This window comes from Brevibacterium sp. JSBI002 (genome assembly GCF_026013965.1).
Classification (GTDB): Bacteria; Actinomycetota; Actinomycetes; order Actinomycetales; family Brevibacteriaceae; genus Brevibacterium.
In genome coordinates this window covers 2,827,249-2,840,674 of sequence record NZ_CP110341.1, presented here as the reverse complement: position 1 = coordinate 2,840,674, position 13,426 = coordinate 2,827,249, and the positions used below count along the sequence as shown (strand labels likewise).

Here is a 13,426-nt window from a genome sequence, read left to right as displayed (position 1 = left end):
GGTCGGTCTACGGTCCAGTAGGGCCGACGATTCAGGATGACAAGGAACCGCCTCGGCGTCGTCATGGGATGTCATAAAAGGACGCATAGGCAGTCGATCGTGACGAAGAACTCACTGGGGGCGTGGGGCGGAAGCCGATGACCGCCTCGGCGACAGGGGGTGACGAGACGGTGAACGGCGGTCGAAGTCGGGGCAGAATCCAGCAGCATTTTCCTCCGACGTAACCCGATGTCCATGTCCGGGGCGTAGCAGTGGGTGATCAATAGGTTCGCTTGCCCGGTGTATCCGGCGGGCGGACGAGCTCCACGACGGGACCGGTGAATGTACGAAGAATCGAGCAGGATCGCGGCGATCGTTCCCTGCCACAACGAGGAGATCACCGTCGCCAAGGTCGTCGGCGACCTCAAGGCCGCCGTCCCGGGCATCACGGTCTACGTCTACGACAACTGCTCGAGCGATCGCACCTCCCAGCGCGCTGCCGAAGCCGGTGCCATCGTGCGCAGGGAGAACGTCCCCGGTAAGGGCAACGTCGTCCGCCGCGCCTTCGCCGACATCGACGCCGACATCTACGTGATGATCGACGGCGACGACACCTACGAGGCGGCCCACCTTCCCGACATGATCGACACCCTGATCTCCGGCCCGTACGACCACGTGCTCGGTGTTCGCCAGGACAATCAGGAGACCACGTCCTACCGTCCCGGCCACGAAGCCGGGAACAAGATGTTCAACCGGCTGACCGGATGGCTCTTCGGATCCGAAGTCTCCGACATGCTCTCGGGCTACCGCGTGTTCTCCCGCCGTTTCGTCAAGTCATTCCCCGCGATCAGCCGCCGGTTCGAGATCGAAACTGAGCTGACCGTGCACACGATGTCGCTGCGCCTTCCCACCACCGAGGTGGCCGTGGACTTCCGTGACCGACCCGACGGAAGCGAGTCGAAACTCTCGACTTTCAAGGACGGGTTCCGCATCCTCGGGCTCATCTCCGCGCTCGTCCGCCACGAACGACCCCGCCTGTTCTACGGCACGCTCACTGCCGTGCTCGCCGCCCTGTCGTTGATCTTCGGTCTGCCCGTGGTGTGGGAATTCTGGCAGACCGGGCTCGTACCGAGGTTCCCGACCGCAATCCTCGCCACCGCGCTCATGGGCTTGGCGTTCCTGCTCGGCAGCGTCGGCCTGACCTTGGACGGTCTGCGCAGGGCTCGTCGCGAGACCTCCCGGCTGGTCTACCTCAGCCTGCCGGCCGTAACCGGTCGACCCGTCACTCAGCGTCAGGCTCCGCGACAGACCGGTCCCGCGGACGAAGAGTTCTCGGCTCCGGCGGCAGAGATCTTTGCCGACGCAGCACGGATGAAGCCGAGCCGGCAGGTGCGGGCACGCTTCGCTTCATGAGTCGTTCTGCTATTCGCAGGTGGCTGACGTCCCCGCTGGCATGGGACCTGCTGCTCGCTCTCTTCACCGTCGCATGGTCATTTGTCTTCCTGCGCCTGTTCTGGCCCGGTCGGGTCAACGTCGATATCGCCAATCAGTACCTGCAGGCCACCGGGAAGATCCCGTACTCCGATTGGCATCCGCCGGTGATGAGTGCGGTGTGGCGAATCCTCATCGACATCACTGGAGATCCGGGCAGTCTGCTCCTGCTGCAGGTCGGCCTGCTGGCCGCGGCCGCGTGGGGGATCGGCGTGCTCGTCCACCGGTCCGGAGCGCCGAGGTGGGTGTCGCTTTTGGGACCGACCATCATGATCACGCCTTGGGTCGTGTCCCAGATGACGACACTGTGGAAGGACACGCAGATGGCCGTGGCCATCCTGCTCGCCGTCGTCCTCATCATGATCACCCGCTTCGTCCCGAAGGCATGGCTGCTGTGGCTTCCGGCGCTGGCCCTCCTCGTCTACGCGGTGGGAGTGCGGAAGAACGCGGTGTTCGCGGTCGTGCCGATCGCCGTGTACGGCGGATGGTGCCTGATGCGGCTGTGGCGGAACCGTCGAGGACGTTCGGGAGACTCAGCCACGACGGTCTCCGAGTCACCTGAGACTTCAGAGCCGACAGCATCTTCCGCGAGGAAGGGACGCCCGCTTCTGCTGACGGCGGTTTCGTCGCTGATCGTGCTCGGACTCATCGGCGGAGGCGTCAAAGTCACCGATGTGGTCATCGATGCGCAGTTGGGAGTGACGAAGACCGGCCAGATCTCACAGATCTTCCTCGACGACGTGATGTTCTCCGTGCCGGACGCCGAACTCAAGAAGTCCGGGGCTCCGAAGGAACTCACCGACCACATCAGTTCGGCTCGCGAGAAGTGCCTGGAGAAGGGCGAGATCTGGGACTCGTATTGGAACTGCTACGGCAAAGGCGAGAGCGGAGAGAACTTCTCGCCGATCGCTCACCAGGACGCGCTCAAGCAGCTGTGGCTTCACCATGTCATCACTCACCCGCTGCGCTACGCCGAGTACCGCGCCGCCGTATTCTCCTACTATTTCTTCACCTCCGGAGTCGAGTACTGGCCGGCCGAATGGCATGGCGAAGCATCAAGTGCCGGCATCGAACAGGGCGATCCCAAGGCCGACTACATCGTCCGTCCCTATGTCGAAGACTTCGCTCTCGGCTCGTTCCCGATGCTGTTCGCTCCCTGGTTCTGGACGCTGGTGGCCGTCGTGGTGCTCGGCCTCGGCTATCGGGCACACCGACAGCGGCGAGGGGAAACGGTCAACAGACGATCCTTCTGGCCCGAGATCACGACGTTGGCCGCCTCGGCGCTGTGCTACGTCTTCGGGTACTTCCCGATCGTGCCGGCGAACCATTTCCGGTACACGTTCTGGCCGGCGTTGGGACTGACCCTGGCCGTCGTGCTCGCGATCGCCATGTGGCGGCGGAACCGGACCATGAGCAGATCCGCACGTAGCGGAACCGGCCCCGACCGTGACGCGGCGACGTCGTCGAGCGCGGCATCCAGTAAGTCCGAATCCTAGGGCCATAGACTGGTGCCAGTTATGAAAGAGTCATTCTCGGACCGTCTCCGGCGCCTGGCGGTGGAAGCCTTCAAGTTCCTCACCGTCGGCGGGCTCGGCTATATCGTCGACGTCGGCCTGTCGAACCTTCTGGCCTACGGGTTCGGTCCGATCCCAGCCCTCCTCGAGGGCAGCCCGATCAAGTCGAAGATCATCTCGACGATTCTGTCGATGATCGTCGTGTGGATGGGCAACAAGCTCTGGACCTACGGCGACCGGACCACGAACTCGAACATGCGCGGCATCGTCCTGTTCATCGTGGTCAACCTCGCCGGCATGATCATCACCGTCATCCCCCTCGGTGTGACGTGGTACCTGCTCGATATGCGCGACCAGCTCACCTACAACATCTCGACGAATGTCATCGGCATCGGACTGGCGATGATCTTCCGCTTCTACGCCTACCGCACCTGGGTGTTCAAGGACCAGGCCCCCGACACCGAGGTGGTCGTTCCCATGGAGGAGACGAGCCGAGTCCCCGACGACCGGGATTGAGCGTCACCGGCCTCTCGCGCCGCTAGCTTGCCTCTCTTCCGGCGGCTTGGGTGCTTGCCCGCCTCCTCGACCTCCGCTTGGGTGGGATGAATGGTCACGTCCGCCTGAGTTTTCTGTGACCATTTGGATCACTTAAGGACGCCGATCCGCAACTGCTCGCCGCTGGTCAAAAATCTAGGTCAGCATCGGATAGTCTCCGGCGCCAGAAGTATCTGATAGTGACCTATGTTTGAGCGGGCGTATCCGATAACGACCTAGGTTCGAAGATCAGTCTTTTGCATCGGCGCGGGCGCGAGTCTGCCAGCGGGTGCGGCCGAGCTTTCGCGCTGTCAGCGGGTGCGGCGCAGCTTGCGATAGGCGCTGACGACGGGCGCCGGTGTGACGGTACGCAGTTCGGCTCGAATGAGCATCCGCTTCTGCTTGAACAGTGCGGACCGACGATTCGGCAGCTGACCGGCCTGTGCGCGGGTGGCCAACAGCCCGAGGTCTCGGCGCAGCTGTCCATCTTGCGCGTGGAAGTAGTTCTCTGCCAGCCATTTCGGGTCAGGGAACCCGATGGACCCGGCAGCGACATCGGCCAATGTGCCGGTGGCGCCCGAGCCTTCGAAGACCTCGTTGAGCAGCTCGGCATTGAAGCCGAAATCCGAGATGAGCAGGGTCGGAATGCCCCGATCGATGGACTCGAGCGCCGCAGTCGAGGACACAGTGACCAGGGCCGAGCCGTCGGCGAGGAAGTCGCTGAGGGGACCATACCCGAGCTCGATGCGTTCCGCTCCAGGCACTCGGCGGGTGCGGAAGTCGTCCAGGATCTCGAAGTAGGAATGCTGTTCGTGGTGAGTCTCGAACTCACCGGGACGCGACCGCATCTTGATGACCGCCGTCGAATCCGGGTGCCTGTCGGCGAACTCGGCCAGGGCCGCAATGATCGCCTCACGGTCGACTCGCTCGGCCGGAACCTTCGCCTGCGGGGCGAAGACGAGAGTGTCAGGTACCGCCTCCGGGCCAGAGTTCTGCAGCTGCGGAATGCCTTCCGAACGCAGCATCGGCAGGCGCGCCAACAGAACTTCGCAGGGCACCTGCGATCGTGCGCTCGCCTGGGTGTAGGCGGCCACCTCGGCGGAGGAATGGGCGATGAACGCGTCCATCAGCCTGCGATAATTCATCCCCTTTCCGCTGGCCGGCAGACCCATTCCGGGCAGTCCCGAGACCAACGCCGGCCGGTCGGTGCGGGTGTGCGCGGTGAGGAAGACCTGGGCGACGATCGGGCCGGTGGCGGCGCCGAGGACGATATCGGGGGAGTGATCGGCGATGACCTGCGCGAGGTCGGCTCGCGCGATGACGGGAACCTCGCGGTGTTCCCAATCGGTGCCGGCGACGGCGTTGGCGATCTGCTCATCGGTCGGCAGAATCGGATTGTCGACGAGGAACACTCGCCCCTCGACATCCGGCAGACTGCTCAGCAGCTGCGTCGCCCATTTGAGATACGACTCGCTGTCGGAGACCGAGAGGATGCGGACAGGAGCCAGCCCAGCCGATCGCCGAGGCGGCAGCACCGGCCCGTCCGGGTGGGTCGACTGCGACGACTGACCGTCCGCGCGGGTGCGCTCGGTCAGGTGTGAGGGCCGTGGCGGCGCGACGGAGAGAGGCGGCGGCATGATCGGCCCACTGTAGTGGGGATCGCCTGGTTCAGGAATCGTCATCTGCCTTGACCGACTGGGCGTTGAGGGACTTTCGCAGACTATCGGGTGAGGCCCCGGTCCACCACTTCGCGGGGATCTCGGTGACATCGATGGTCACGTCCGGATTGAGCACGGCCAGGGACACCGCCGCCGTCGACGGCAGGCTGCGGATCGTAGAGTCCGGCGGCAGGTTGATCAGACGCAGCTCGATGGGCAGGCCGAGATGTTTGATCCTGACGCGCTCGTCCTGGGCGAGATCGGCGAGGAACTCCTCGGTCTCACGCCGATGCGGGTAATAGGTGATCGATCCGTGAGTATCGATGATGTCATCGACCCACGCCCGGTAGGCGAAGGCGTCGATGAGTCCGTCGGCGGCCAGGGACGAACCGATGACCGGGTTGTCCCGCGGGTGGCTGCCGCCGGTGGGCAGAGTCTGCAGGTGTTCGAACTGGTGGCGGGTGATCTCGCCGCCGGACTTGAGGAACGCCTTGCGCAGCGGTTTCGCCACCGGCAGCGCCGTGTGCCAGCGCAGCTTGCCCACGGTGGCGAGGTGTCGAAGCCGGTCGGCGACGTGCGCGGCCATGACCGTGCGCGAAGCCTTGAGCTTCTGTCGGGGGCGGACGAGCGGGCCGCGCTTGGCGGTGAGGATCTCGATCGCCGAATACGTGGCCAGGCCGTCGTCGAGGATGACGACCTCGGGCATGCGCCGCTCGAGATACGCCAGGGCCAATGCCTTGTGGACCTCACCCGAACAGGCATCGCCGAGGTAGATCCGATCGAAGGTGTGCTTGCGCAGAAGTCCCGGTTTGGCCCCGTCCCGTTCGAGACGGACGTTCTTCGGCAGCCAGGCCGGGTCGAATGCGTCGAGGAAGGATGTCATCCCCTTCGCGCTCGCCCGAGCCCGAATGAGCAGATCCTCCGTGGGCTCATGGGATTCGAGTGCAGAGAGGAACTGCAGCGGGGATTCGACGAAGGCCACCGAGGCCATTCGGGTGCTCTTCTTCCCCGATCCGCTCTTCGCGCCGCCGCTCTTGGCCGCCTCGTTCTTGACGGCCTTGTCACCCGACTTCTTGGCCTTCTTCGGGTTCGCCTTGGTCTTCTCAGCCATCAGCAATTCAGCCATTCTTTCTCAGCTTCGATGGATCGACGGTGATGCCGTAGTCCTTGAGCACATGTTGGGTGCGCTTCGCCTTCGAGACCAGCCGCTGCTTGGCGATGCTGAGGGTCTTCCTGTGCAGGGGGATCTCCTGCTGTCCCGGCAGATCGAGCTTGGTCAGGCGTTTGCGCTTGAAGTACTTCATATCGGGACCGCCGACCGCTCCTGAAAGGAAATCGATCGCGTTCTGCCGCAGGTCCGAGGCGGAGTCCGACTGCATGCAGTACGTGACCGCGTCGATGAGTGGATTGAGGTCCCGCGCCGCACCCGACCCGACAGTCCCACGCGACGCCCCACCCGACCCGACAGTCGCACGGGACGACGTCACCGCCTCGGCGAGGTCGCCCGGTAGGACATACCGACCCGAGTGGAGGGCATCGACGATGGTCAGCGGGATGCGGTTGCTGTTCTGATACGGAGCGAGCGCGGCCAGCAGCTTCGTGGTCCCGACGGCAGCGGTCGCACACCCGTAGAGACCCTTGGCGGTCGCAAGCCCGGTCGAGAAGCAGGAGACGACGAGCTCGGGTCGGGTGGCGGAGACGACGATCTCGGCTAGCAGGGGAACATCGGCGAGGACGAAGTCGAGGCCGAGTACCTCGCTGCGTCGGCGCAGCGGTCCGGTCGTGGTCCGCGCCGAGGTGGGATGCGGTTTGAAGATCACCGTGGTCAGACCCGCGGCTTTGACCTGATCGAGCATCTGGAAGTGCAGATCGAGCTCTTCCTCGGCCGTGATGAGGTCGAGCTGGGCGAGGTATTGCCCGAGCACGAGCGCACTGCCCTCGATGGGGGCATCGAGATGCGCGCTGGCCAGCTCATCGGCCACCTCGGCGGTCATCTCGTCGATGACCCCGGCGAGATCGGCGGTCGGCAGGACCACTCGTTCCGGATTGTGTTCGGCCAGCTGACGTGGGGTGATGCCGGGCAGCAGATCCGTATAGTAGATCGACTTCAGCCGCTGCCACTGCGGCAGTGTGAGCGGATTGCGGATCGGTCCGTAGCTCATCAGCCCATCGGAATGGACGCTGATATCAGCGGTGGCGAAGATCTGCGTGAGCGCTCCGGCGGGATGACTGGGCAGGGACTCGACGATGAGCTCGAGCTCCTCGTGATCGGCGAGGTCCCACTCCCGGCGCAGGGCGCGTTCCATGATCGGGGCGCGCTCACCGGAGATGCCGAAGGCCTTCGGATGGTTGGGCCAGATCGTGGCGTTCCAGTCGACAATCGCATCGAAGTCGGCCAGCAGCCCGGTCGACCCGGGCATGGCATCGGCGGCCGGAGTGAGTTCGGGGGCGAAGGAATTGTTCGCGACGACGAGGATCCGCCGCTGATTAGGCTCGCCGAGGCGGCCCGCGCGGATGAGAGCGGAGATGTTCGCGAGCTGGTACTGGGTGGAGATCTCGATGATCTGAGTCATCAGCGGGCCCTCCTGACGATCGGTTCGATCACGGGCAGTCGGCGTTCGCCGTAGTTCGTCAGCGCGAGGTCGATGACGTCGTTGTCGATGTTCTTCAGGGTGTTGACCGCGCCGAGGTTGAGTTGTTCGCGCACGGTCCGCGACATCGACGATCCCCGGTTGAAGATCTGGAAGTAGAGGATGGAGAGGAAGTTGCGCACGGCCTTCTGTTCGAAGCGGCGGAACTCCGGGTTCGCCTCGAGCATCGCGAAGACCGACCGGAAGGCGGGGATGAAGTCGAGCTGGCGCTCGTCGAAGATCGCCGTCAACGAGGTGGTGCTGCCCTTCCGGTAGCACAGACCCGCCGTGTCGACGACGGCGAAGGAATCGGCCTCGAGATGGTGGCGCCACGTCCAGGGGCGGTCCTCACAGGTGCGCAGCAGAGGGTTGAATTCGAGCAGTCCGCGATCGGCCATGGACCGGGAGTAGATGCCCGTCCAGCATTCCGGGAAGTCGACCATCGTCGAGGCGTCGTGGGGCAGGATGTGGTCCCGTGGGTTGAGCGCCGTGTTGTGCTTCGCGCATGGTGCGCGGCGCAGCTTCCGGTTGAAGCCGTTGACGATGAGGTAGTTCGTCTTCACGAAGTCGACGCCGAGTCCGGTGATGGCGTCGGTGAGCGAGCGCAGGTGGCCCGGGGCGTACCAGTCGTCGGCATCGAGGTAGGTGATGTTCGCACCGGTCGAGGCTTCGAGGGCCGCATTGCGGGCGGTGGAGACCCCGCGCGATTCGGCGTTGTGGATCTCGATGAGATTGAGCCGATCGGAATAGTCGGCGATCACCCCGGCCGTGTCATCGGTCGAACCGTCGTTGACGACGATGACCTCGAGTTCGTTGGCGGCGAAATTCTGGTTGACCAGACCCTTGAGGCTTCCGCCGATCGTCTCCTCGGCGTTCTTCGCCGCGATGACGACGCTGACGACTGGTTTGGGCATGTGGTCCTTCCGCGGTCTTCTCGGTTGCTGTACGCGTCCGATCGATCGTAGGGGTGGGAGGAGAACAGAAAGTTGCGCGCAGGTGTCCGGAAATGTTCGCTGACGTTCATCTGGGGTTCGTCCGCCGCCTCTAGTCTTGGCCGATGAGAAGCCTGCGACTCTTCCATTTCGACATCCCGACCTGGGGCAACTTCGGCGACAAGGCCCTGTTCCCGGTCGTCAGGGATGCCTTCCGGGTCCTGGGCGGTACGGGCACGATTGGTGGGGAGCCGAACTTCACGTTCGCCTCGGCGGCGGCGCTGCGGCGCGAAGTCGACGAGGCGGCTGTGGCCCGGATCAACGCCACCGCCGATGCCGTCGTGATCGGCGGGGGAGGACTGTTCCTCCAGGACACGAACCCGAACCGCCTGTCCGGGTGGCAGTGGAAGATCTCGCCCGAGGCGCTCGCCGCACTCGAGGTGCCCCTCATCGTCTACGCGCTCGGGGACAACAGGTTCCCCGGACAACCCGAGTTCGATGACCTCATGCGCTCCCATGTGGGGCAGGTGCTCGATCAGTCGGCGTTCTTCGGGCTGCGAAACACCGGGAGCATGACGACGATCGGCGCGCTTCTGGGCCAACCGGATCGCATCGCGTACCAGCCCTGCCCGACGACGATTCTTGACCACCTGTACGAACCGCTGGCCGACCGGCGACCGGACCCGAAGCAGAAGACCGTGGCCATTCAGATGCTCGTCCACCCCCGGCAGATCGCCGCAGGATTCGATGCCGACACCATCCACGAGGCGACCGTGCGTGCCGCTCGGATCCTCGTGGGAAAGGGGTGGAGGGTGCTGAGCACTCCGTTCCACCCGGACGATGCGGAGGTCTCGCGTCGGCTTGTCACCGAGGTGGCCGGAGGCGAAGAGGTGCGACTGTACGGTCATGACGTCAGGTTCTTCTCCGGTGTCGAGTTCTTCTCGTCCGTGCCGTATGTGCTCGGTGGGCGCGGGCATGCGCAGATGATTCCGTTCGGGGTCGGGTCGATTCCGATCTCCGTGGATCTGCATGCGAAGCTCGGCTATTTCGCCGCCGACATCGGGCATCCGGAGTTCGTGGTGCCCGTCGGTGAGGAAGGCATGAGTGTGGACGCCGACGTTGTGGAGTCCGACGGGGACCGCAGCCAAGCGGCCGACGCCCTGGCGGACAGGATGGTCGCGGCACTTGAAGATGCGTATGCGCGCGGTGCTGACCTACAGGCCGACCTGGCCGAGACCCGTGCACGATTCGCCGACATCACTGCGGAGAATCTCGCCGGCGTCGGAGTCTCGGTGCGGTCGCGCACTCGGACGGGTATCAGCGATTCGGCGCGGCCGCATGCAGGGGCCGGCTCGACCAGTCCTCCGACCGATGACGGGTCTTGGAGAGCCGACGGCACCGAACGCCGGACAGGGGACGAGCGCCTGCGCACTGCAGAGGATATCCGTGCCGAAGAGTTCCATGTGGCGGCCATCGCCGAATCCGACGAGGTCGCGGCCCAGCAGACCCGCGCACTGGTTCGGTCCGGTCGGGACCTCGCCAAGGCCCATCAGGACCGCAAACGAGCCATCGGTGAGGTCGAAGCGCGAGCAGAGACGAAGATGAAGGCGCTCGAAACCCAGCGTGACGATGCACAGGCCGAGGCCGAACGCCAGCGCAGCGAAACTGCGGAGCTGGACGCACGGATCGCTCGACTGTCCGACGAGACGGTGCGAAGCAATCGAGCGCTTGAGGCCGTGCACAACCGCACTGCCGGTGAAGAAGCACGCGTGCTCGCCGAGAAGGTTCGGCACGGAATCTGGTGGAGGGTCCGCCGCCTCAAACGTCGCCGCTGACAGCGAAACGGCGCCTCGGCGAAGGATCCGGATGAAACTGCCTCGGTGAGGGAATGCGGAACGGCGCCACCACCTCGGTGAGGTGATGGCGCCGAATCAACGCTCAGGTTCGGGTCCGGACCGGGTGACTGCTGTGGGTCAGGCAGTGACCTTGCGCAGGGAATCGATCTTCGACTCCTCGCCCGGCATGACGCGCTTGACTCCGTCGCCGAATGCGGTTTCGAGGACGCGGACGCCCTTGACGAGGGAGGCGAACTCGCGCGGTTCCATCGAGGCGGACTGGTCGGATCCCCACATGGAGGAATCCAGGGTGATGTGACGTTCGATGGTCACGGCACCCAGTGCGGCTGCGGCGAACGAGATCTCGAGGCCGAGTTCGTGCCCGGAGTAGCCGACGGGAACTCCGTAGCGTTCGCGCATGGCCGGGATGGCCTTGAGGTTGACCTCTTCGGCCGGCAGCGGGTAGGTCGAGGTGGCGTGCATGAGCACGAGCCTGTCGCGGTCGAAGACCTCGACGGCCGTGTCCAGGGTCTCCCAATCGGACATGCCCGAGGAGCACAGGACGGGCTTTCCGGTGGCGGCGATCGCGCGCAGCAGTTCGAAGTCCGTCAGCGAGGCCGAGGCCACCTTGTAGGTCAGAGCATCGAATTGGTTCTCGAGGAAGTCGACGGAGTCGGTGTCCCATGGGGAGGCGAACCACTGCAGTCCGACTTCCTTGGCATAGCGGTCGATCTCAGTGTATTCGTCGATGCCGAACTCGACGCGGTGCTTGTAGTCGATGTAGGTCATCTCGCCCCACGGGGTCGAGCGCATCTTCGACTTCTGGTGTTCGGGAACGGCCACCTCGGGGTTGCGCTTCTGGAACTTCACTGCCTGCGCACCGGCGGTGACGGCGACATCCATGAGCTGCTTGGCGATGTCGACGTCGCCGTTGTGGTTGATGCCGATCTCACCGATCATGTACACGGGCTGGTTCGGGCCGACGAGGTGCTCTCCGATGGCCACGGGGGCGAGTTGATCAGTCATGAAACCTGCTTTCGGTTGGCACGCGAAATCTCCGCGCGGTTGGTGAACTGCGGCTGGTGCCGCGGGACGGACGGTTGCTGGTCGGGGAAGGCGGACGCGTGGCCGGACATGGCCGCCGACTGGTGGTCGGCCAGGTGTCCTGACTGGTGGCCTGCCAAGGTCGATGGGTGTCCGGTGGGCGACCGCAGCGAGGTCAGGGTCGGATTCGGAAGGGGTTCGGCCGCCTCGGCGGGGATGGGAATGAGGTCGCAGACCTCACGCACCGCACCCCGTCCGCCGGGCCGGTCGAGGATGACGCGGGCGGCGGCGAGGACTCGCGGGTGGGCGTCGGCGACGGCGATGGGCCAGCCGACGACGTCGAAGGCCTCGAGGTCGTTGATGTCGTTGCCGACGTAGGCGACGCGGGCCGGGTCGAGGTCGTTGGCGGTGATCCACGCGTCGAGGATGCTTGCCTTGTTGTCGATGCCCTGGGCGACGTCGACGCGCAGCTTCTCCGCGCGGCGGGTGACGACGGGGTTGCGTTCCTTCGACAGGATCATCACGGGCACGCCGGACTTCACGAGTCGGGAGATGCCCATGCCGTCGCCGCGGTGGACGCGGACCTGTTCGTTTCCGTCCTCGTCGACGTAGGCGCCGTCGTCGGTGTGGACGCCGTCGAAATCGGTGACGAGGGCGTCGACGTCGATGACCTGCGCGGTTTCCTGGGTCTGGGATGCTGCGATGGCGCGGACGAGAGTGAGGTCGGACATGTCGTCGATCTCACGGGCGTGCTCGGGCGGGACTTCCTCGATGCCGATGCGGCCGAAGAAGCGGTGCTCGTGCTCGATGAGGCCGGAGGTGCGCATGACGTAGAACGCACCGGTTTCGTTGAAGTGCTTGGCGCGGTCCTGGCGGCGCGGCCGGAAGCTGGCTTCGTGTCCGACGGCCACTGCCTGGGTGTCGTCGTCGAGGCGCCACAGGAAGGAATGGTCTTCGACGGCGGAGAAGACGACATCGGCGTCGTCGGCACGGACCGTGCGCACCGCGTTCTCGATCGAAGCGGAGTCGATGAAGGGGGAGGTGCACTGCATGAACACGGTGATGTCGAAGTCCTCGTCGAGGGTCGACAGCGTGTGGATGAGCGCGGATTCGCTGGTGGCGGTGTCACCGGCGATCTCGGCGGGGCGGTGGGCCACCTCGGCGCCGGCGCGCAGGGCTTCGGCTGCGATTCCGTCGTGGTCGGTCGAGACGATGACACGGTCGATGCTGGGGCTGGCCTGGGCGGCGTTGATGGCGCGGGCGAGCAGGGAGATTCCGGCGACCTTCTGCAGGTTCTTCAGTGGGATGCCCTTGGACCCTCCGCGCGCGGGGATGATCGCAACGGTGCGGTGGGGAGTGGGGGAGGTGGTGCTGGTTGGTGCGGTGGTGCTTTCTGCCGCCTGGTTCGCGGCCACGGTGGTGCGCGCATCCGGCTTCATTTCCGACTGAAGCTCGGTTGCGTCGGGCTCGTAGGTCGTCGATTGGTCATTCACAATGATTCGACGCTAACGACGGGGTGTTACCTCAAGGTGAACACGCCATGTCGCCGAGGCGACCCTTCGATGGCGAACCCGTGACCGATGCGCCGGTGGGCCGCGGGCAGTGGGAGCTGAGCGGGCAGAACCGGTGGGAGCCTCATCGACTTCTGTGCAGGTGCGCGAAAACGTCTCATCGACTTTTGGACAGATGATCCGGTTCGAACACGAGTATCTGATCAGAATGCGATGTGGGGCGGGACAGAACCCGATGACGATTGGAACAGAACTCGATGACGCGCAGCGCGAAGCCGTCAGCGACGTGGTTTGGCGG

At 64.9% G+C, this 13,426-nt stretch carries 10 protein-coding genes; 4 read left to right on the top strand and 6 right to left on the bottom strand.

Annotated elements, in window-relative coordinates:
• Positions 1–321: 321 nt before the first annotated feature.
• From LJ362_RS12875 to LJ362_RS12865, 3 genes are read left to right on the top strand one after another with little or no spacing between them, the layout of a single operon-like run.
• On the top strand, positions 322–1,392 hold the full coding sequence (locus LJ362_RS12875; RefSeq protein WP_264799456.1) for a glycosyltransferase: 1,071 nt from the start codon (positions 322–324) through the stop codon (positions 1,390–1,392).
• Positions 1,389–2,966 carry a hypothetical protein gene (locus LJ362_RS12870; RefSeq protein WP_264799455.1) on the top strand — a complete coding sequence of 526 codons (1,578 nt, stop codon included), beginning with the start codon at positions 1,389–1,391 and terminating at the stop codon, positions 2,964–2,966. The genes LJ362_RS12875 and LJ362_RS12870 overlap by 4 nt, the downstream gene beginning before the upstream one ends.
• Before the next feature lie 21 nt (positions 2,967–2,987).
• Entirely contained in the window at positions 2,988–3,500 is a 513-nt protein-coding gene (locus tag LJ362_RS12865) for a GtrA family protein (protein WP_264799454.1), read from the top strand.
• Between the two features lie 329 nt (positions 3,501–3,829).
• Here the strand turns inward: LJ362_RS12865 and LJ362_RS12860 are convergent, their stop codons facing one another.
• Genes LJ362_RS12860 through LJ362_RS12845 form a run of 4 tightly spaced genes read right to left on the bottom strand, consistent with a single transcriptional unit; the run spans position 3,830 to position 8,720 of the window.
• Entirely contained in the window at positions 3,830–5,155 is a 1,326-nt protein-coding gene (locus tag LJ362_RS12860; protein ID WP_264799453.1) for a DUF6716 putative glycosyltransferase, read from the bottom strand.
• Between the two features lie 31 nt (positions 5,156–5,186).
• Positions 5,187–6,302, bottom strand: a complete 1,116-nt coding sequence (locus LJ362_RS12855; RefSeq protein WP_264799451.1) for an alpha-2,8-polysialyltransferase family protein — start codon at positions 6,300–6,302, stop codon at positions 5,187–5,189.
• The gene (locus LJ362_RS12850) at positions 6,295–7,749 is read right to left on the bottom strand and encodes an alpha-2,8-polysialyltransferase family protein (protein WP_264799450.1); all 1,455 of its coding nucleotides are present in this window, start codon (positions 7,747–7,749) and stop codon (positions 6,295–6,297) included. The genes LJ362_RS12855 and LJ362_RS12850 overlap by 8 nt, the downstream gene beginning before the upstream one ends.
• Positions 7,749–8,720, bottom strand: a complete 972-nt coding sequence (locus LJ362_RS12845) for a glycosyltransferase family 2 protein (protein ID WP_264799449.1) — start codon at positions 8,718–8,720, stop codon at positions 7,749–7,751. Before LJ362_RS12845 ends, LJ362_RS12850 begins: the two co-directional genes overlap by 1 nt.
• Before the next feature lie 143 nt (positions 8,721–8,863).
• On the opposite strand from LJ362_RS12845, the gene LJ362_RS12840 reads away from it, so the two are divergent.
• Positions 8,864–10,573: a polysaccharide pyruvyl transferase family protein gene (locus LJ362_RS12840; RefSeq protein ID WP_264799447.1), complete on the top strand. Its 1,710-nt coding sequence runs from the start codon at positions 8,864–8,866 to the stop codon at positions 10,571–10,573.
• A gap of 138 nt (positions 10,574–10,711) precedes the next feature.
• Here LJ362_RS12840 and LJ362_RS12835 read toward each other — a convergent pair whose 3' ends face one another.
• On the bottom strand, positions 10,712–11,599 hold the full coding sequence (locus LJ362_RS12835; RefSeq protein ID WP_264799446.1) for an N-acetylneuraminate synthase family protein: 888 nt from the start codon (positions 11,597–11,599) through the stop codon (positions 10,712–10,714).
• The gene (locus LJ362_RS12830; RefSeq protein WP_264799445.1) at positions 11,596–13,110 is read right to left on the bottom strand and encodes an acylneuraminate cytidylyltransferase; all 1,515 of its coding nucleotides are present in this window, start codon (positions 13,108–13,110) and stop codon (positions 11,596–11,598) included. The genes LJ362_RS12835 and LJ362_RS12830 overlap by 4 nt, the downstream gene beginning before the upstream one ends.
• Positions 13,111–13,426: the final 316 nt, after the last annotated feature.